Origin of the sequence: Psychrobacter sp. Pi2-1 (assembly GCF_904846645.1) — a bacterium.
Taxonomy (GTDB): Bacteria; Pseudomonadota; Gammaproteobacteria; order Pseudomonadales; family Moraxellaceae; genus Psychrobacter.
Genome location: NZ_CAJHBO010000010.1, coordinates 64,327 through 84,835, shown reverse-complemented (window position 1 = coordinate 84,835; position 20,509 = coordinate 64,327). Strand labels below are relative to the sequence as shown.

The 20,509-nt window shown below is 43.6% G+C and carries 13 protein-coding genes; 9 read left to right on the top strand and 4 right to left on the bottom strand.

Annotation, left to right across the window (positions count from 1 at the left end; genetic code table 11):
- Positions 1-51: 51 nt before the first annotated feature.
- Entirely contained in the window at positions 52-2,808 is a 2,757-nt protein-coding gene (gene glnD, locus JMX91_RS07615; protein ID WP_201548364.1) for a [protein-PII] uridylyltransferase, read from the bottom strand.
- Between the two features lie 239 nt (positions 2,809-3,047).
- Positions 3,048-3,842 (bottom strand): type I methionyl aminopeptidase, encoded by a 795-nt coding sequence (gene map / locus JMX91_RS07610; RefSeq protein ID WP_201548363.1) that lies wholly within the window; start codon positions 3,840-3,842, stop codon positions 3,048-3,050.
- Between the two features lie 296 nt (positions 3,843-4,138).
- On the opposite strand from map, the gene JMX91_RS07605 reads away from it, so the two are divergent.
- The 7 genes from JMX91_RS07605 (at position 4,139) to JMX91_RS07575 (ending at position 18,186) form a co-directional block, all read left to right on the top strand.
- The gene (locus JMX91_RS07605; RefSeq protein WP_201548362.1) at positions 4,139-5,215 is read left to right on the top strand and encodes an esterase/lipase family protein; all 1,077 of its coding nucleotides are present in this window, start codon (positions 4,139-4,141) and stop codon (positions 5,213-5,215) included.
- 46 nt (positions 5,216-5,261) lie between these two features.
- Positions 5,262-6,374, top strand: coding sequence for a lipase secretion chaperone (locus JMX91_RS07600; protein ID WP_201548361.1), 1,113 nt, complete (start codon positions 5,262-5,264; stop codon positions 6,372-6,374).
- Between the two features lie 373 nt (positions 6,375-6,747).
- Positions 6,748-7,233, top strand: coding sequence for an META domain-containing protein (locus JMX91_RS07595; RefSeq protein WP_160023083.1), 486 nt, complete (start codon positions 6,748-6,750; stop codon positions 7,231-7,233).
- 363 nt (positions 7,234-7,596) lie between these two features.
- Positions 7,597-8,559 carry a Xaa-Pro aminopeptidase gene (locus JMX91_RS07590; RefSeq protein ID WP_227679325.1) on the top strand — a complete coding sequence of 321 codons (963 nt, stop codon included), beginning with the start codon at positions 7,597-7,599 and terminating at the stop codon, positions 8,557-8,559.
- Positions 8,560-8,701: 142 nt separating this feature from the next.
- Positions 8,702-9,358: a DUF1449 domain-containing protein gene (locus tag JMX91_RS07585; protein ID WP_160023087.1), complete on the top strand. Its 657-nt coding sequence runs from the start codon at positions 8,702-8,704 to the stop codon at positions 9,356-9,358.
- 279 nt (positions 9,359-9,637) lie between these two features.
- Positions 9,638-11,713: a hypothetical protein gene (locus JMX91_RS07580; RefSeq protein ID WP_201548359.1), complete on the top strand. Its 2,076-nt coding sequence runs from the start codon at positions 9,638-9,640 to the stop codon at positions 11,711-11,713.
- Positions 11,714-12,021: 308 nt separating this feature from the next.
- Entirely contained in the window at positions 12,022-18,186 is a 6,165-nt protein-coding gene (locus tag JMX91_RS07575) for a DNA repair ATPase (protein WP_201548357.1), read from the top strand.
- On the opposite strand, the gene JMX91_RS07570 is transcribed toward JMX91_RS07575, so the two are convergent.
- Positions 18,183-18,323, bottom strand: coding sequence for a hypothetical protein (locus JMX91_RS07570; protein ID WP_201548356.1), 141 nt, complete (start codon positions 18,321-18,323; stop codon positions 18,183-18,185). The two genes, JMX91_RS07575 and JMX91_RS07570, sit on opposite strands and share 4 nt — an antisense overlap.
- Here JMX91_RS07570 and JMX91_RS07565 point away from each other — a divergent pair.
- Both JMX91_RS07565 and JMX91_RS07560 read left to right on the top strand, forming a co-directional pair.
- Positions 18,315-18,485 carry a DUF2256 domain-containing protein gene (locus JMX91_RS07565; RefSeq protein WP_102077519.1) on the top strand — a complete coding sequence of 57 codons (171 nt, stop codon included), beginning with the start codon at positions 18,315-18,317 and terminating at the stop codon, positions 18,483-18,485. The genes JMX91_RS07570 and JMX91_RS07565 overlap by 9 nt on opposite strands.
- A 51-nt stretch (positions 18,486-18,536) precedes the next feature.
- Positions 18,537-18,692 (top strand): DUF2256 domain-containing protein, encoded by a 156-nt coding sequence (locus JMX91_RS07560; protein ID WP_201548355.1) that lies wholly within the window; start codon positions 18,537-18,539, stop codon positions 18,690-18,692.
- Between the two features lie 68 nt (positions 18,693-18,760).
- Here JMX91_RS07560 and JMX91_RS07555 read toward each other — a convergent pair whose 3' ends face one another.
- Positions 18,761-20,257 (bottom strand): hypothetical protein, encoded by a 1,497-nt coding sequence (locus JMX91_RS07555; RefSeq protein WP_201548354.1) that lies wholly within the window; start codon positions 20,255-20,257, stop codon positions 18,761-18,763.
- Between the last annotated feature and the right edge of the window lie 252 nt (positions 20,258-20,509).

The following is a 20,509-nucleotide window of genomic DNA, read 5'->3' as shown; positions in this document are numbered from 1 at the left end:
TTTTGCTAGTTAATATTCAAAATAATGGCTAACCAAAACTATCTAGCCGTATCAAAAATATATTACGCTATTATGCTCTTTCTGAACGGTAAGACTGGCTAACAGAGCTGCCTTTAATGCTTCCAGTCTATCAGGTGAGAGTGGCTTATCGTTTTGATCACTGATATAAAACATATCCTCAGCACGCTCACCTAGCGTGGTAATACGCGCAGCATGTACTTCGATTTGCTCTTGCAAAAACACTTGCCCAACTCGTGCCAGTAGCCCTGGCTGATCAAGCGTTTCTAAGCTCAAGATGTGCTGATCTGATGCTTCATTGAATTCAAAGTTAATCACCGTTTTTACTTCAAAGTGTTTTAACTGACGCGGCATACGCTTGTTCGTCAGTTTAAGTACGGTAGGGTCTTTGAACGAGTCAATTAAGCGTTGTTTTAGCTCTTGTTGACTGTCTTCATCAACCAGCAATGTGCCACTAGGATCTAGCAATACATAAGAATCCAAAGCAAAATCACGGGTCGCTGTGATAATGCGTGCATCTAATACATCAAGATTCATCTGATCAAATACTGCCATAGTAACGGCAAATAGGTTCATTTGATCTTGGGTATAAACAAAGACCTGTACCGCATCAAGTGCCAATTCGCGATGTTCACGCAAAACGACCAATGGTGGACTATCAGCATTAGAGGCCAATCCAATCGGTGGGTGATTCAAAATAGCTTCAGTATGCCATAAGATATCTTCTGCAATTTCTCGCAAGAAATACTCATCGCCCAAGTCATCCCATAGACGCAATACTTCATCGCGATTCATATGTTGGTTGTTGACATTATCTAGCATCGTCAACGCTTGCTTGCGTGTGGCGCTAATCATATCTTGACGATTGGTAGGCGCATCGATATCAGCGCGCAAGATGCGCCGAGTTTGTGAGTATAGCTGTTTCATGAGGGTCGCCCGCCAGCTGTTCCATAGCTGTGGGTTAGTCGCATTCATATCAGCCACCGTCAGTACATACAGATGGTTTAGATGAGTCACGTTACCGATGAGATCAGAGAAAATAGTCACCACTTCAGGGTCTGAGATATCTTTTTTCTGTGCAGTAATCGACATAAGAAGGTGATAGCGCGTGAGCCAGCCTACTAAATTCGCATCAGCCAAGCTCATACCATGCGATAAGCAAAACTCAATCGATTCGGTTTGACCAAGTTCACTATGATCGCCGCCACGGCCCTTAGCAATATCATGGAACATGGCTGCCAGCACCAAAATCTCTTTACGCTCGATACGCTGAAAGATAGAGCTGACCAGTGGAAACTCTTCTTGAAAGGCTGGATCTGTAAATCGATGCAAAATTCTAATCAAAAATAAGGTATGCGCATCTACTGTATAACGATGGAACAAGTCATATTGCATGAGGCCAGTGACTTGCGCAAAAGCGGGAATATAGTTACCCAATACTCCATAGCGATTCATAGTACGTAGACGATGGAATAGGTAGTTTTGTTCTTTTAGATTCGATAAAAACAACGCTTTGTGCGTAGGATTGTCTCTATATATCTGATCGATGCCGCGTGCGGCAATTTTGAGTGCGCGCAGGGTATGGGTGCGAACTTTATCGATGCCATGCTGACCCATCAATAAAAACATCTCTAATATAGACTCAGGGTGCTGTGCAAAAACTCGATGATGCGCAATGGCAATCTGGTTGCCAATACGGTTGAATCGCGCATTTATAGGCTGTTTTTTTGGACGTTCATCGTCAGGCAGCTGCGGCTCTATGATCGTTTCATAATAATGATTGGTCAGCATCTCAGACAGTGTTGATATCTGCATCGCACAGCGATAATAGTCGCGCATAAACCGTTCGACCGCAGCATTAGGCTGGTCATCTGGCTGAGTCTCGTAGCCCATTAACTGAGCGATCTCACGCTGATAGTCGAATAACAGCTTGTTTTCATTACGGCCTGTTAGTACATGTAAGTAATGACGAATTTGCCATAAATACCCTTCAGCAAAGCTCAACTCATCAAATTCTTTTTCGGTCAAAAAGTTCTGTTGCACTAAATCATATAGCTTGCTCACGCGAAAATAACGCTTGGTGACCCAGCCGATGATATGAATGTCACGTAATCCCCCAGGCGCCGTTTTGATATTGGGTTCAAGGTTGTACTCGGTGGCGTTGTGCTGCAAGTAACGCGCTTTGGATTCTTCCATTTTTACATCAAAAAAGGCGCGCGGAGACCACTGTTTATTGACGATTTGAGCGGGCATGTCTTGCAAAGCTTCATTACCGATTAGGAGTCGAGCCTCTAGCTGAGCACTGGCAATCGTATGATCAAGCGCTGCCTCTAGCGCATCATTAACACTACGTACAGAGAGCGCAGGCTCTAGTCCTATATCCCATAGTAGAGCGACCAGTTTATCGATTTTACTACTGGCATCAGCGCCGATTTCGTCAGGAGATAACAGCAGAATATCAATGTCTGAATAAAGCGATAGCTCACCGCGCCCGTAACCACCAGTCGCAAAAAATGCCAAATCAGTCTTATCCAACTCAAACCATTTAAACAATGCAATCAATAGGCTATCGATAGCGCAAGCACGCGCTGCAACCAGTTGGCGAATATTGGTGCCGCGTTCTAGTGAGCGGCTGATATCGTCGTTGATCTGGGCCAACCATTCAGGAATGCCAAGTAGATTCTTGTCTGTCATATTTTTGGCTGACAGTGGGGATGAGTCTGTCGCCACCTCACTTGGTAGTATCGGTAAAGGCGTCAAATCAACAGAGGCGATATCACAATTAAACATGAGTGTTATCCAGTTAAGAGTTTAGAAATAGAACGTTCGAGCTGAGCGCTATTGGGCATCTAATGTACTGATGGCTAATAAAAGTCACGAATAGCAATTATCAATAAAAGTGCTGATAAATATATCAATAGAAGTTATCAGGTCATCTGAGTATAAAGACAAAGCGCCTATAAGCACAATACTCAATATGCCCTAATTAAAGACCAAAAAAAAGACCGCCTAAGCGATCTTTGATTGTACTACTGCGTCAAAAAACTCAAATCTTCTTCTGGGCGCGTGGTAAAGACTTCACAGCCATTGTCCGTCACCACCATGGTATGTTCCCACTGTGCTGACAGCTTGCGGTCTTTAGTAATCGCCGTCCATTCGTCCGGCAAAATCTTGGTCTGCCACGTGCCTTGGTTAATCATCGGCTCAATGGTAAAAGTCATGCCCGTTTTTAGCTCAAAGCCTGTGCCTTTTTTACCATAGTGCATTACCTGTGGTTCATGGTGGAACTCATTACTGATACCATGACCACAGAACTCGCGCACGATACTAAAGCGCTCAGGCTCGACAACGGCCTGAATAGCAGCACCAACATCGCCTAAACGCGCACCGTTTTTGACAACACTCATGCCAGCATATAGGGCATCTTGTGCTACTTTGCAGATACGCTGCGCCATGATAGAACCATTGCCAATGATCCACATTTTTGAGGTATCGCCATAGTAACCGTCTTTGATAACAGTCACGTCGATGTTGATAATATCACCATCTTTTAACAGCTTGTTTTCAGTTGGGATACCGTGACAGACCACATGGTTAATTGACGTACAAATGGATTTTGGAAAGCCATTATAGTTAAGCGGCGCGGGAATGGCCTGCTGTACATTAACGATATAGTCATGAGCGATTTGGTTAAGTGCTTCGGTACTGATGCCCACTTTGACATGCTCATCAAGCATCACAAGGACATCACTAGCGAGTTTGCCGGCCACACGCATTTTTTCTATGGCTTCTGGGGACTGGATAAGAGATTTTTTAATCATCATCATCTATCTTATAATTATGGATTTAATGTGAGTAGATTATACCATAAATGGGTTGATGACAGTTTTACGTTAAGTGATAGCCAACCTATCATTATGATTGATAATAATTGCTTTACAGCCAAAAAAGGGCAGTTATGACTGTTCAGTCACGATAATATATTCATATTTTGACAAATTAGTTGAATGTTACAGAATATATAAGTAATGTAATTTTGTCTGCTAAAGGGATTAGCAGTAATCTTTGCCGCTTTTGGGAGGTAAAGATAACCAAAATTATTGATGACAAGGATGTTGTTATGACTCTAAAGACCTCTTTTGCTGCAGCTGTCACGCCCAGCGCATTTTTACCTTCACTCGGTGCTATCGCTGCCGGTATCCTCCTGATGACCTTGCAAACCACATCTGCTCAAGCAGCTGGACAGTATTATAACTGTGCTAATGCCAACGGTTGCAAGCTGGTTGATAGTAAATACTTCACCTCGAGCTACACTAAAACTCAGTATCCGGTCGTCATGGCTCATGGACTTGGTGGCTTCACTACGATGTTTGGGCTCGTTGATTACTTTAATGGAATACCTGGAGAGTTGATGAAAGGTGGCTCAGAGGTATATACCACCAAAACATCAGCCGTCAATAACAGTGAGATTCGTGGAGAGCAGCTGCTACAACAGGTCAAGACCATCACTGCCATTTCAGGCAAATCTAAAGTCAATCTATTTGGGCACAGTCAAGGCGGTATAGACATCCGTTATGTCGCTGGTGTAGCGCCAAAATATGTGGCGTCAGTGACAGCAGTATCAAGTCCGGAGCAAGGCTCAAAAACCGCTGATTTTGTCAAAAATACACTTGAGCCAAATAACAATACTGGAAGCCCGTCAAACATCACCACAGAGTTAGTATCAGGGCTGTTTAATTTGATTGGTGGCTTTACAGATATCGGCTCTGGTATCAGCTTTTCAGAGATTCAAGAACAAGATGGCTGGCAAACATTGATGGCGCTATCGACCGATGGTGCTGCTCAATTTAACGCTAAATTCCCTGCTGCCATGCCAACCAGTTATTGTGGTCAGCCGACTAGCACTGCTGCCAATGGCATCAAATACTATTCATTTAGTGGTGTTGGACAAATAACGAGCGTACTTGATCCTAGTGATTATATATTGGCAGTAACGGGTGTACCATTCGCAGGGGAGTCTAATGATGGATTGGTATCTGCTTGCTCAAGTCGTCTTGGCTATGTGATTCGTGATAATTATAGAATGAACCATTTGGATTCCGCTGACCAAGTCTTGGGTCTGACGGCATGGGGAGAGTCTGAGCCAAAATCTATCTATCGTACTCAGGTAAACCGTCTGAAAAACGCTAACCTATAAGCTGAACTACAAAATAAGAATATTCATTGATTGAGAAATATCGTTTATGTCAAATAACCGCCGTCCAGCCTATGCAACAATTGCTATCATCGCCGTGGTTATCATAGCCACAGCGGCGGTTATTTTGTGGTTCAAGCCTAGTAACGATGTAAATTCAACTTCAACTTCAATCAAATCCTCCGTCTCCGATAATGAGAATATCGAGTCAGTGACAACTGAGTTGGCTGCGGGACAAGTCGTAAAAGCGACAATGACACCCAGCCAGTCTCAATTTGTCACAGGATTAGAAAATTTACCACGCTCATTAAAGGGCACCCAGATTGATGGTGAAATCATCATCGATGAAAATAAACAGTTGGTCGTCACTGAAGGTCTGCGGCGTTTGTTTGATTATTTTTTATCCGCCCTAGGTGAGGAAGAAGAAGCGGTTATATTTGCCCGTGTGGAGAGTTATATTCGCCATCACACACCAGAGCCTGCCGCTAGCCAAGCGGTCACTATTTTTAATCAATATGTTGCTTACCTTAAAGCACTTCCTGAGATAGAAAAGCGCTATGGTAATCTGCAATTACAGGCGACCAAAAGTGGTGAGCTGGACTTGAATGCAGTTGCCCAACAAAAACAAGATATCGCTAATCTACGTCAGCAGTATTTTGACAAACCAACCATCACAGCATTTTTTGGCGCAGAGGATGATTACGATAATTATAGTATAGAGATGGTCAGAATTGACCAAAATAAGCAGATGTCTGACGCACAGAAACAAGCTGCCCGTCAGGACTATATCAGTCGATTGCCAGAGAATGCTACTAAAGCCAATATCATGCAACAAGCCAATATTAGCGAGTTGATGACTCGCACTGAACAGATGAAAGCTCGCGGTGCAACGCCCGAGGAGTTATATAATATGCGCCGAGAGCTAGTCGGCGCACCAGCAGCAGAAAGGCTGGCACAAGTAGATCAAGAAGACACTAATTTTGACCAACGCTTCACCCAGTATGAAACTCAAAAGAACCACTTATTAAGCCAAGGTGTCAATGCCGCCCAAGCGCAAATTCAGATAGATCAGCTTGAACAGCAATTATTTAATGACACTGAGCGTAAGCGTCTAGATGGTTATGCAGCATTACAACGACAGCAAGCTGTCAATAATCCCTAATTACCGTCAATAGTTATCGTCACTAGCTATCGTCACTAGCTATCGTCAATAACCATCGTTGATACGGATAGATAAAGTAAGCAAGATTATAGTTAGCAGCTCATTTAGGTACTGGCAAGAGCAAGTAGTCAGATATTTGCAAAGTAGTACAAAATGCATTCCGAATAACTACCCAGTTTATGATGACACCTCCCTGTGAGTCATGCACAATATTGCCATTGTTTAGAGCATTAAATAAAACAATAAATGAATCATAATAAGTCCGAGCTTTTACTATACCTATGAGAGCTTATCACTTGTCTATCAGCGCTGATGGCTCATGCAGATAGTGTGTTTAGTAAAAGTATCGGATGCAATAAAGCTAGGAATTGATATGAAGAACATGACTAAAGTAATGATGGCCGCGACATTGGCAGTTGGTACGCTTGCTGCGGGTTGTCAGACGACGAACTTGCCTGCGCCAGTTAACCAACCAATCACTGCAGATGTTCTGCAAGCACACAACTGGCAGCTCGTTGATGCCAAACGTAGCAATGGTGATAAAGTAACGCAATTATTTTTTGACCCAGCCAAGCCTTTAACGTTGAGTTTTATGAATGATAACGGTAGAGATTACGTGGCATTTATGAATACCTGTAATAACATGGGTGCTGGATATAGCGTTGCAAATGGTGAAGTCGAGATTAAAAACGGCATCAGTACTATGATGGCATGTCCTGAACCGCAAGCCAGCTTTGATACTGCTGCCTTAGCTACTGTAAAAGGTGAATATAGCCTTAGTAAGAATGCCAACAATGTGCCTATTTTGACCATTAAAAACGATGATCAAGTCGCTTATTTTAAAGCCGTTGCGAAGTAGCTTAATGATTGAGTAAACAGTTTGACTGGTTCGTGAACTTAAGTAATTAGAGTTGCTCGTTTGAAGTTACTCATGTGAAGTTGCTCTTTTTGAAACGCAAAATGCCTCGCTATCAAGTGGGGCATTTTTTTATCCAAAATTTAGTCCAGTTTAGGTTACACTAGAGTAATGTTTCTGTAATATCTTTGATTTTTTAAATTGATGGTGATGGCTCTGAATTTATGTCGATAACGATCGCTTTCTTAGATATTTATAAGACTTTTATCATCAAGCTCTGTTGGATATGACGCTATGCTGAAAACTGCCATAAATAAAACAACCATATGTAAAGGGAGTCTATCTAAATCAAACATAGATAGACTAATGATAAAAGCACCTATTGCCATCGGCGTATTTGCTGTGCTTACCGGTTGCCAGACATTACCTAATACCTCAGTAAAAAAGCCAATCAGTACCGTTGAGACCAGTCCGCTGACTGCACGTATGCCAGTGATTGATCGCCAAGGATATATTGCCTATATAGAAGAGCAGGGCGTAGGTACGGCGAAAGTATCGACACTCTATAGCATTCGTCCTGACGGTAGCGATCGTCAGCTCATCGATCAGCTTAATGGCTATATCTATGCGCCAGCATGGTCGGCAGACGGACAACTGCTTGCCTATAGCAAACAAGCCCCGCGTGAGCATCCCAAAATTTATATTTATGATCGTAGTAGCAATACGCGCAATCTAGTGGTGAATGCTGAAGGCAGCAATATGTCAGCGTCATTTTCACCCGATGGTCAATACTTGCTTTATAGCTCTACTGTCGGTGGTAATGCTGATATTTATAAGATGCGTCTGAGTGATGGCAATACTCAGCAGTTGACTACCCTACCGAGTACAGAGGTACAGCCCAGTTATGCTGCCGATGGCAAAAGCTTTGTCTATACCAGTGATAAAGTCCGTGCTGGACGACCGCGAATTTATCGTTATGACTTCGCTACGGGCAATGCGACAGCTGTATCAACAAATGGGTATGTGGCCAGTCCTCAGCTTAGCTTAGATGGTCAGCGTATGGCTTATCTAAATGGTCGCAAGGCGGCTGTCATGACCTTGACGACTGGACAAGTGGTCAACCTGGCAGAAACAGGGCTTGATGAGCCCGCACGTCTATCTCCCTCTGGCAATTATGCCGTCTATCCAACTCGCCACTTGAATGTGGGCGGGCAAGCAGCAAGCCAAAATGGTGGTAGTCTAGTTATCCATTCGCTGTCAGGCAATACCAGCTATGCCATTAGTGGTCAAAATGGTGGAGTCGTGCGCTCACCGATATGGGGTCGTTAGAGAAGTATGTCTCATGCCGTGATATGTATATAAACTTATTTGTAAAACAACATAAGTTTATAAATATTAAGTGAAGTGCCTCAGCTTTTGTAGTAGGTTATTACAAATAGAAGATTAGGTTCACAAAGGGAGAACCCGCGTAATGCAAGAGGCTTTTTTCGTGTTTATCACCAAAATAAGTTTATATCCAACGATTGTTTTCACCGGTCTTGTGATGTTCGTTACTCTATATTGGGTAGTATCTTTACTCGGCATGGCAGATATGGACAGCGTGGATGTTGGAGAGACAGGTAGTGATGCTGCTGTCTCTGATTTATCATCGACCGGTTTTTTTACAGGTCTCATGTTGAAGTTTGGTCTCTACGGTGTGCCTTTAGTCATTATATTAAGCTTAATTAGTTTAATCGGTTGGTTGTTGAGCTATTTGTATACCAGTTTTTTACATCAAAATTTTGACTCTGGTGTTCTGTATTACGTGTTTGGCACAGGGGCACTAATATTCGTATTGGTCGTTTCTATGTGGCTGACAGGCATGATCATTTCACCCATTCGCAAAAATATTGCCAGAATCCCCAAACGTAATTCTGCTAATAATGTAGGCAAAATCGCGATTGTGCGCACACTTAGTGTGACGGACAAGCACGGTGAGGCAGAATTGAATGATGGCGGTGCAGGTTTGATACTCAAGGTTCGTTCAGACAACAGTACTAGCTTACTGAAAAAGGGCGATAGAGTGATGTTGATCGCGTATTTAGAAGAAACACATACCTATCAAGTCGCTCGTGTTGAAGATAAATAATTATAAATCGTTTAGTCGATACGACTTTCTATCATCGCTTTTAGCATAGAGTAAACTCGAAAATTAGATAAGCGCTGATAAACAATAAACAGATATTGAGCTAAAAAATCTCTATTTTTCACATCATACGAACGGTTTTAAATTTAGTTATTGTTGGTTCAACTAGTTTAGATATGAGAAAGGCAAGTGAAACTGCTACATAGAGTAGTTGAGCAAGCCGGACCGAGCATCTGATAGATATAGAACTGACTATAGAATGTTTCAATTAAAGGAATAAACATGGACATACTCATTATCGTCGGCGTGGTTGTGGTGCTGGCGTTTGTTTTTATTATGGCAGCACTGTTGATGCTCAAAGCCTTTTACTTCAAGGTTGAGCAGGGCAAAGCACTAATTATCAACGGTGTGAGCAAAATAGCCGTACGTTTTGATGGTGGCTTTGTTTGGCCAGTTATTAATAAAAAAGAGCTGATGAGAATCTCGCTCATCACGTTAGAAGTTGATAGACGCGGTAAAGAAGGACTAATTTGCGCCGATAATATGCGTGCTGATATTACAGTCGCATTTTATCTACGTGTCAATGAAACCGAAGAAGATGTATTAAAAGTTGCCAAATCGGTTGGAGTTGAGAGAGCCTCAGATAAAGTCGCTGTTAATGAGCTGTTTAATGCCAAGTTTTCAGAGGCGCTAAAAACAGTTGGTAAGCAAATAGATTTCGTTAAATTGTTTGAAAACCGCAGCGAGTTTCGTGACAGTATCGTTCAAGAAATCGGTAACGATCTAAACGGCTATGTCTTAGAAGATGTCGCAATCGATTATCTAGAGCAAACACCGAAAGTGTCGTTGGACTCAAGTAATATTCTAGATGCTGAAGGTATCAAAAAGATTACTCAACTAACGGCTTTTCAAAACGTTATTACCAATGAGCTGGAGCGTGATGAAGAGCTAGCGGTTAAGAAAAAGAACGTTGAAACCAGAGAGGCGATGCTAGAGCTTGAGCGTCAACAAGCCGATGCTGAAGCCAAGCAAAAGCGTGAAATATCGTCAGTGATTGCTCGTGAAACGGCTGAAACTCGTAAGATTGAAGAAGAAGAGCGTAAGAAGTCAGAAACGGCCGTCATAATGGTTGAGCAGGACTTAGCGATTCAGCGAGAGAATCAGCAACGTGAAATTGAAGTAGCAGGTCAAAATCGTCTGCGTGCAGTTGTCATCGAAGAAGAGAAGGTTACGCGTGCTCGTGACTTAGAAATCGTCTCTCGTGAGCGTGAAGTTGACTTGCAACGTATCGAGGCTGAACGTGCGATTGAACTTGAGAAAAAAGAAATCGCCAATGTCATCCGCGAGCGTATTGCGGTCGACAAAACAGTGGCGCAAGAAGAAGAGCGTATCAAAGAAGTTCGCGAAGTTAGTGAGGCTGAGCGTTCTAAGCAAACACGCGTGCTAGCTGCTGAAGCGGATGCTGAAGAAATCAAAGTACGTCAGGTGAAAAAAGCCGAAGCCGAAGAGCTGTCAGCCAAGCATAAAGCCGTTGAAATCACTACGCTTGCTACGGCTAACCTTGAAGCCTCTGCCAAAGAGTCAGAAGCCAAAATCAGAATGGCTGAAGGTATTAAAGCCGAAGAGTCTGCACATGGCTTTGCTGAAGCTGCTATCCAAGAAGCTAAGTCGGTCTCTATGGAAAAAGAAGGCATTGCTAGAGCCAATATTATTAAAGCGACTGGACAAGCTGAAGCGCAGTCAGAGCGTGAAAAAGGTATGGCAGATGCTGAGGTTATCGCGGCTCGCGGTGAATCTAAGGCGAAAGCTGAGCGTGATATCGGTATGGTCGATGTAGAGATTATTGCTGCTCGTGGTCAATCTACTGCCAAGGCTGAACGCGAAAAAGGCATGGCAGATGCTGAAATCATCGCAGCACGCGGTGAGTCTAATGCCAAAGCAGAACGCGAAGTTGGACTGGCAAAAGCCGAAGTCACTCGCGCGCATTTCCAAGCCGAAGCAGATGGTCTAGTCGAGAAATTCAATGCAATGGGTAGTATGAATAAAGAAGCGCGTGAGCACGAAGAGTTCCGCATGAGTCTTGAGACAGCCTTGCAAGAAGCACTTGCTTCTATTGATGCTGGTAAAGAGATTGCCAAAGAAAATGCTGAAGTATTGGCAGTGGCACTACAAAAAGCCAAAATTGATATTGTTGGCGGCGAAGCGCATTTCTTTGATAACTTTGCCAAGTCACTATCTATCGGCAAAGCCATCGATGGCCTAGCAGGTAAGTCAGATACGTTGAGCGGTATTATCAATGGCGTGATGGCTAGTCAAGCTATGAAAGCAACCAAGCAAAATGATGATAAAACCATTTAATATTAAGACATGTCTTTATAGATTGAAGACACGCGCCAAGATTAATGCATTTCTCCCTTGATAACTAGCCTGTCATTTAGGAGGCAGGCTGAATCTAACCAACTTGTTCTATACATCTTCATAGAGCGATAGCCAACTTATTATTAATAATGAGTTGGCTAATCTAAAAAATCCGCAGTGATGAATCGTTTTTTTAGATTAGCCAAGTGCTTCTTTACTTTCGATGATCTTTATCTCAAATAACTTCTTATTTTCCTTATTGCCAAAAAATTCTCTTATTATGTAAAAACAGAAACGGACGAGCAACAATGGCGGACACGCAAAACCTAACCACTCCAGATAGCAATGACAACCCTAATGCTAGTCAAGCAAGCCAAACTGATCAGGCGGTTGCCTCGGGCAATGCTTATGAGCTCATCAAAAAACGTTTGACAGAACAAGGTGCTCGTTTAGAGCAACAGACGGCCACGCTAAATACTGCACGCCTTGAAGAGTTCGGCAGTACTCAAATGCAAGTCATCGCCCGTACGCGTATCCGTACCGAACATAACTGTGTGGCGCAGGATATGGTGCAAGTAGGCGAATATCTACTTTTTGGCTACAACGTTTTTATGGGACTCAAACGTGCGAGCAATGTTAAGGATGTATTGTCGTTATATCGTCTGAACGAGCCAGCTGGTAATGAAGAAGAGTATCAGCTCGAAGAGGTTGACCTAAAAGGCACTTTTTTGGCTCAAGACGCCTTTGTCCAAGACTTCAATGAGCTGTATCGATATTACAAGCAAACGCGCCTGATTCAAATAACGGTGAAAGACAGCAAATTGCTATTGGCATTTCAGATTGGTGAGCGCATCACTGATATTCGAGTGTTCCGTTTTGCGTTAGATTTTAGCCAAGGTACGCCAGAGTCGGCACAAGTCGCTTATGTGGACAATCGAGGCGAGCGTGACATTGAACTGCCGCCTGCTTATGATTTTGACTGGATTGAGACCACACGCGATCAAATGGTGAATGGCAAGTATCCCCATATGAATATCTTAGACACGATATTTGTAGAAACGGTTGGTGGTGATTTGACCATTAAGATTGAGGACAATACGCAATCCGGTCAGGGTATTTATAGCGAACCAGTTAATGACCGTACCCAGTCGCTGACGGATGCTGAGATTGCGTATGCCAAAGTGGGCAGTTTAATACTGCTCAAAATATTGCCCTATCGTGAAGAGGATTACCGTTATTTTGTTTATAACACCTTGACCGAAGCGGTGCTGCGTTTGGATGCGATTGGACAATCGTGTGTGCAGCTACCAGAAGACCACGGCATCATATTTCCGGGTGGCTACTATCTGCAAACGGGCGAATATAAACTGTTTGATGCCAATAATGTGGACGCCAAAGACTTAAAGTTCAAACGCAAAATCATATCGCCAAATGGGGAAGACGTTCTATTTTTATTTTATGACAGAGACTTGGGCGTCACGGGGTTGTTTCCTTATAATTTGATTAAAAAGCAATTAGCAAACCCTATCTATTGCAACGGTATGGCTTTGGCTGAGAATGGCCGTTTGGTGCTGTTTAGCGATCAAAATGAGCCATCTCGTATTCACCCGATGCAGATATGGCATACCCCTTATGCCTCACACGAGTATGTGAGTGAGCTGCCAGAAAGCACGAGCTTCTATGGCAAAATCGGCAATAAAGAGCTGGTACGTGGTATCTCAGACCTGTATAGCATTACTCGCCTGATTGATAATCAAAGTGTCTCTCAAAAGCTCTATGAAGAGTTGGCTGACAATACCAGTCGTCTCTTTGACAGCTATTATTGGCTGTCTGAGCCTGAGCTGAGCGAAGTCGCCAGTAGTATCAAGGAAGTGACGGCCACGGCTGAGCTTGTCATCGATGAGTTCGCCAAAGTACAAAGTATCCAAAAGCAAACCCAAACTGCGCTAGCCGATGCTGATACGCAGCAAAGTGAGATTTTGCGGCAGATACGCGTTACTAGTTTTGAGTCTGCCAGTGATTATGTCGATCAGTTGTCAGCGTTAAGACGCCAAAAAGGCCGTTTGGTCAGCTTGGAGGATTTGCGATATCTAGATGCCGATAAGCTACAAGCGCTGCAAAAGCAGTTAGAAGAAGCCGAAAGCGAGCTTGCCGAAAAAACGGTGCTGTTTTTAAGTGGTGAAGAGGCGCTATCAAGTTACGAAGGTATATTGGTCGATGTCAGTGAGCGCTTGAATACTGCTGAAACCAATGCTGAGCTAAAACCCGTACTAGAAAAAATTGATGAGACAGCGCAAGGGTTAGATTTATTAACCGAGTTGCTAGGGACGCTAGATGTAGCTGATGCTACAGTGCGTACGCAAATTATCGATGACATATCGACCATTTATGCCAGCCTGAACCAAAGCAAAGCAAAGCTTAATCATAAACGCAAAAATTTAGGCTCAGCGGAGGCCGTGGCACAATTTGGTGCGCAGTTTAAGCTGTTTGGTCAATCTATTGCCAATGCATTATCCATTGCCAATACGCCTGAGAAATCAGACGAGCAAATGGCAAAGTTATTGGTACAGTTAGAAGAGTTAGAGAGTCAGTTCGCTGATCCAGAAACCAATAGTGGCGACCAGTTTTTAGCAGATATCATCAGCAAGCGTGAAGAGATTTACGAAACCTTTGAAAACCATAAGCAGCAACTGCTTGATGCTCGTAATCGCAAAGCGCAAAATTTAGGTGATGGCGCGCTGCGGATGCTTGAGAGTATTAAAAAACGCACGCAAAGCACAGGCGTCACAGGCTTTACAGAGGAAGAAGCGTTAAATACGTATTTTGCCGCTGATGGTCTGGTGCAAAAAGTCCGCAACATCGCAAAAGAGCTGCAAGCGATGGGCTTTAGCGTCAAAGCTGATGACATCGATGCGCGTCTAAAAGCCATCCAAATCGAGAGTTATAAAAGCCTAAAAGACAAATCGGACTTGTTTGAAGATGGTGGCCAAATCATCAAACTGGGTAAGCACCGTTTTTCGGTCAATACTCAGCCGCTTGATTTGACCTTATTAAGTCGTCAACAGTCAGACGGCAAGCGTGTGCTGAATTTGCATCTAACGGGTACAGATTATTATGAAGTGCTTAATAATGCTGAGCTAAACGCCTTGCGCCCGTATTGGGACATGAATATCGCCTCCGAGTCTGACAAGGTGTACCGCGCCGAGTACTTAGCCTATAGCATTATTGAAAGTGCTAAGAACAGCCAGGAGGGTTTGACTGAAGCGCGCCTATATCAAGCCTACGATGCAACTGTTATTACTCTAGACATTAATGGCGACATTGATAACGACAGTCCATTGTCCAAGTTGGTCAAAGCTTATGCCACACCTCGCTATCAGCTTGGTTATGACAAAGGCATTCATGACCATGATGCCACGCTATTATTGATGCAAATATTGCCAACGTTGCGTGAGGCAGGGCTACTGATTTATACCCCGCAAGTACGTGCGTTGGCGCAATTATTCTATTGGCAACTAAACATTGTACAAGCACTTGGTCTAGACAGCTTGCGTCAATTTGGTTATGACGCTTGGTTAAATGAATCAGTGCTGACACGCGCAAATAACTGGACGGATAGAGCTGCTACCGCTGAGCAACTGCGCCGTGCATTAGGCAGTGATACGGCCAAATCGCTATTGGTTGAAGACATGAGCCAAGTGATGCGTCATTTTGTTATGGCTCATAATGATGACAGTCTTAGCGCTGATAACGGTACTGGCATTAATAATGGCGCTGGCAAGCAGTCCACATCTAAATCAGGGTCAGAACTGGACTCAAATACCAGTGATGTTCATAACGCCAATATCTTCAAACCAAGCTACGTTCAGCTTGCTTGTGAATACTTGGTGAGCGTCATGGGGCAATCGGCTGAAACCAATATAGGCGCAAACAGCACAATAAACTGGCAAACTAGTCAACAAGCACAGCAGTTGTGTGAGCAGCTTAGCCAAACGTTGAATAGCGCTTCGGGCAGCACGCAAAATACGGCCAGTTTTGACCAACTACAATCTTCTATCGGTAAGCTTGGCTTCCAACCCAAATCAGCCTATGAGCTATTGGCAACATGGTTTCATGCACTACTTGATAAGACTTATGGTGGGACAGAGTCGGTTAACGTAGCGACTGATGGCACCAATGAAGCAGGTGAGGCACTCAGTGAAGCGCAGCTTTCTGAGAGTAAAGAAAAAGAAGCGCTACGCAAGCAACAGCTAGAGAGCGGCCGTCATTATGTGCCAGAAGCCATTGCCGTCTTGCTTACCCAATTAAATGATGCTCAGCGTGAAGCTTTGGTGCAACGATTGATTGATTCAGGTGCTACTTTTAATAAAGGGCTAAGTGCTAAAGGAGTAGGCAATCAAGGCGCAAGTACCACGCCATCGGCCTTGTCATTTTCTTCAATCACCTCGTCGCCAGTTTCATCGACTACATCATTGACCAGTATTAATAATCCGCTTAATCAAGTACAGAGCTTTGAGCGTAGCACGGGTAAGGTATCGCTTGAGAGTCAGGTTAATAATTTGCTGGGTGATCATATACGTATTCATCAGCAGACCTTAACCTTTGCCGTCGATGATTTCTTAAATCGTTTGCATCATCATGATACCCAAGTTATCCCTGCCTATAGACGTTATCTGGCCATGCGCTCAGAGATATTGCATGACTCAAAAGAGACGTTGCGACTGGACGAATTTATGCCGCGTCCACTGTCTTCGTTTGTGCGTAACCGTCTGATTAACGAGAGCTACCTGCCGCTCATCGGTGACAATCTTGCCAAACAGATGGGCACGGTCGGCGAGGATAAGCGTACCGATCTGATGGGTATCCTCATGATGATATCGCCACCAGGGTATGGTAAAACCACCTTAATGGAGTACGTGGCAAATCGTCTCGGCCTTATCTTTATGAAGATTAACTGTCCGTCACTCGGTCACGACGTAACGTCTTTAGATCCCGAAAAAGCACCCAATGCCACTGCGCGAGAAGAGCTGAATAAAATCAACTTGGCCTTTGAGATGGGTAACAACGTCATGCTGTATCTCGATGATATTCAGCATACCCATGCAGAATTTTTGCAGAAGTTTATCTCGTTGGGTGATGGTACACGCCGTATCGATGGCGTTTGGCAAGGTAAGACCAAGACCTATGACATGCGTGGCAAAAAGTTCTGCGTGGTCATGGCAGGTAATCCGTATACCGAAAGCGGTGAGGCCTTCAAAGTCCCTGATATGCTCGCCAACCGTGCCGACATCTATAACTTAGGCGATATCATGAGCGGCATGGAAGAGGTGTTTGCACTCAGTTATATTGAAAACTCGCTCACTTCTAACACCGTTCTCGCGCCACTGGCCAACCGAGACCTAGCGGATGTCCATCGTCTCATTAAAATAGCGAAAGCGGACAATGCAAATCTAGCACAAGCACAAAGCAGCGATTTGACGTATCCGTATAGCACCTCAGAAGTTAACGAAATTATCGCTATCTTGCGCCATATGTTTAGGGTGCAAGAAGTCATTCTGGACGTCAACCAAGCCTATATTGCCTCCGCCTCGCAAGATGATAAGTATCGTGTTGAGCCGATATTTAAGCTACAGGGCAGTTATCGTAATATGAACAAGATGACCGAAAAACTATCGGCGGTCATGAATGAGAGCGAGCTGAACCAGCTGATAGATGATCATTATCTGGGCGAGTCACAGCTATTGACCCAAGGCGCAGAGAGCAACTTGCTCAAGCTTGGCGAGATGCGCGGTGTCTTGACCGAAGCAGAAACAGAGCGTTGGGCACAAATCAAAGCTGACTTCTTACGTAACAAAGCCATGGGCGGAGAAGATGGCGATACGGGCGCGCGTATCGTTGCCCAGTTGGTCGATTTGGCCAGTGGCTTCAATGCCATCAGTAGCCAGTTTGAGACATACTTAACGAAAAATGACCCAGAGCAAATCGCCCGATTACGAGAGGTAGGACAGCAAGCGCAACTTGATAACCAGTTAGAAGCGCAGAGAATCCTCGCCGATAGCGTCATTAACAATGCCAAAGTCGTCAGCGATAGTATCGATAATGGCTTTGAAAAAAGCGTGAATCAATTGCTGCAAATATATAAGCATGACCATAAAGCGGAAGGCGAGTATCTCAAGCAAAACCAAGATGTGCAAAAAGCACTGATGGTACAGCTGGTCGATGCCGTTGAGCAACTGGCGCAAAAAATGGCGGATAGCTTGGTTAGCAATAATGATAATCAAACAGCCGATAGCGATATCCCTGATATTCATCAGCAAACGGCACTGATGGCAACTGCCCTCAAGCAAGCGTTAGAGCCACTGACAATGCGGATAGATGAGAAGCTAGCGATTGATACCAGCGCTGATCAATCAGGTAAGTTAATCGTTAATAGTCTCAACAGACTTAATAAAATCTTTGACGACTATGATTAGTAGACTATAGTGACCAGTGACCAGTGACCAGTGACCAGTGACCAGTGACCAGTGACCAGTGACCAGTGACCAGTGACCAGTGACCAGTGACCAGTGACCAATGTAGTAAACAAACCAATGAGAAAATTATGGCGCACAAAAAGAAGAACGTCCGCAAAAAACTCTGCCCGGTCTGCGAGCGCGAGTTTAGCTGGACTAAAAAGTTGGATAAAAACTGGGAGAGCATGGTCTATTGCTCCGACCAATGCCGACGGGTGAAAAAATATGAAGGGCTAGATCATCAAAAAGAAGCTAAGTAGGCAGTAAACGTTAACCATAGATATGAGATATATGGCAGAAAGGAGCAGACGATGGCACATAAAAAGGTAAACCTACCGCAAAAAACCTGCCCTGTCTGTCAGCGTCCATTTACGTGGCGTAAGAAATGGGAGAAAGATTGGGAGCAGGTGATTTATTGTTCTGAGCGCTGTCGAAGAAGTAAGACAAAAAGCGAATATTTCAAATAAAAACTCAGCCTATTCATTGATAAGCTGAGTTTGATTTTATGGCTATTTTTGCATTGTTATTTTGATAGCTACTGACGATCAAAAATCACCGTTTCACCGTCATTGTTTTGTACTTCAATTTGATCCTCGTAGCCGTTGAAGGTCAGTGTATCGCCTGAGACGCTGATGTTCATCTGATAAAAGAACGATAAATCATTACCACCAGTATTGCTGTATAGCGACTGACCGAGGGTAAACAGTCCATTATTACCTAAGGTATAAAGATTCCAGTCCATACCAGAAGGTGGCATTTCAGGCTCATCAAAAGGCGGCTTTTCATCGACTTCTATGTGAAAGAAGGTTTGGTCATCTAAGAACCCAACTAAGGTAAGTTCGTCATCAACCTGACCTGCTTTTGCCTTCCAAATACCTAGCTCATTCTCAGACTTGGCTTTAACGAATGTAAAGGACTCATTATCGTCTATGATCTTATTGTCGTTATCGTCCACACTTAACGTCAGTGTGTCATCAGAAACTTGAACCTTTATTAGTCCATCTTTGCCATCGGACAGGCCAGTAGTACCATTATTATCAAATACAATCTCATTGATGGTAAATTTACCATCGGCTGCCAAAGAGTATTTACCCCATTCGATTCCATTTTCTTCATCTCTTGATGAGGTAGGACCAGTGACTTGGGTTTGTACGTAGGTGCCATCGTCTAAAAAGGATAGAGTCACTAGCTCCTCATCACCCGAGTCCATTCGCCACAGCCCTGATAGCATCTGCTCATCGACTGGCTCTTGAACAGCAGTTCTTGAGAAGGTAAATGAATCGTCATCGACATCGAGGATGAGCTGCTCGTCATCAGTTACGCGCGCGTAACGAGTGCTTGGCTCTGATAGCCCTTTGCCAGCATTACTATCAAAGGTTTGAGTGGTTGTGAGTTGATTGGTGGATGGGTTGATCGCATAAGTACCCCATTCAAGACCGTTTTCATCGTTATCAACTGAGAGATCCGAATTTACCTGTACATGAACGTATTGACTATCATCTAAAAAAGCCACGCCAATCAGCTCATCATCTGTATCGTCTACATCATCGAAGCTCCAAGCGCCTACGATGCCATCGGGCTGGATTTCTGAGAAATTATATTGTTCATCACTATCGATGCTACCATTTTCGTTCTCATCGACTTGCAGAATCAGCTTACCGTCAGATACACGGGCTGATAGGTTTGGCGCGTCTGACAAACCCATATTGCCATTTTCGTCAAACAGCTGTGTGGTGGTTAATTCTCCAGTTTTACTGTTAATCTCATAGGTTCCCCATTCAAGACCGCCTTGTGGATCATCAACCAGCGATTCGTTGTTAACCTGAACTTGCACATAAGTACCGTCACTCATAAAAGATATGGCGCTCAAGCTGTTGTCATTACTACTATCTTCGCTCCAAAAGCCGACGATATTGGTATCGATATCTGACTGATCAGATTGTGATGTAGATGAGCCATCATTATCATCACCACATCCTTGTAAAAACAGCGCGGTAGTAATGGCCAGTAGTGTCAATTTAAAGGGTTTCATTTTTATCTCTCCTTAAATAAAAAATATAAAATCGAACTGCGCTCACACGAACGTCCTGTTCCTCCTTATATTAAAAGATGCCTTAAAGGTTAAAAGGTTACGGCATGATCTATAGTTTAAAAACGCTATTTATATCTATAATTATAAATATAACAAAAATAATCTGGATAAGCGAATTAAAATATAAACAATTTTATATATTAAGAAGATGGTTTAAGTAACTGAAGAGCAGAAAATACAAACGTTGTCGTA

Coding starts and splice junctions, on each gene's coding strand:
- glnD (WP_201548364.1), bottom strand. CDS start 2,808: ATGTTTAATTGTGATATCGCCTCTGTTGATTTGACGCCTTTACCGATA.
- map (WP_201548363.1), bottom strand. CDS start 3,842: ATGATGATTAAAAAATCTCTTATCCAGTCCCCAGAAGCCATAGAAAAA.
- JMX91_RS07605 (WP_201548362.1), top strand. CDS start 4,139: ATGACTCTAAAGACCTCTTTTGCTGCAGCTGTCACGCCCAGCGCATTT.
- JMX91_RS07600 (WP_201548361.1), top strand. CDS start 5,262: ATGTCAAATAACCGCCGTCCAGCCTATGCAACAATTGCTATCATCGCC.
- JMX91_RS07595 (WP_160023083.1), top strand. CDS start 6,748: ATGAAGAACATGACTAAAGTAATGATGGCCGCGACATTGGCAGTTGGT.
- JMX91_RS07590 (WP_227679325.1), top strand. CDS start 7,597: ATGATAAAAGCACCTATTGCCATCGGCGTATTTGCTGTGCTTACCGGT.
- JMX91_RS07585 (WP_160023087.1), top strand. CDS start 8,702: ATGCAAGAGGCTTTTTTCGTGTTTATCACCAAAATAAGTTTATATCCA.
- JMX91_RS07580 (WP_201548359.1), top strand. CDS start 9,638: ATGGACATACTCATTATCGTCGGCGTGGTTGTGGTGCTGGCGTTTGTT.
- JMX91_RS07575 (WP_201548357.1), top strand. CDS start 12,022: ATGGCGGACACGCAAAACCTAACCACTCCAGATAGCAATGACAACCCT.
- JMX91_RS07565 (WP_102077519.1), top strand. CDS start 18,315: ATGGCGCACAAAAAGAAGAACGTCCGCAAAAAACTCTGCCCGGTCTGC.
- JMX91_RS07560 (WP_201548355.1), top strand. CDS start 18,537: ATGGCACATAAAAAGGTAAACCTACCGCAAAAAACCTGCCCTGTCTGT.
- JMX91_RS07555 (WP_201548354.1), bottom strand. CDS start 20,257: ATGAAACCCTTTAAATTGACACTACTGGCCATTACTACCGCGCTGTTT.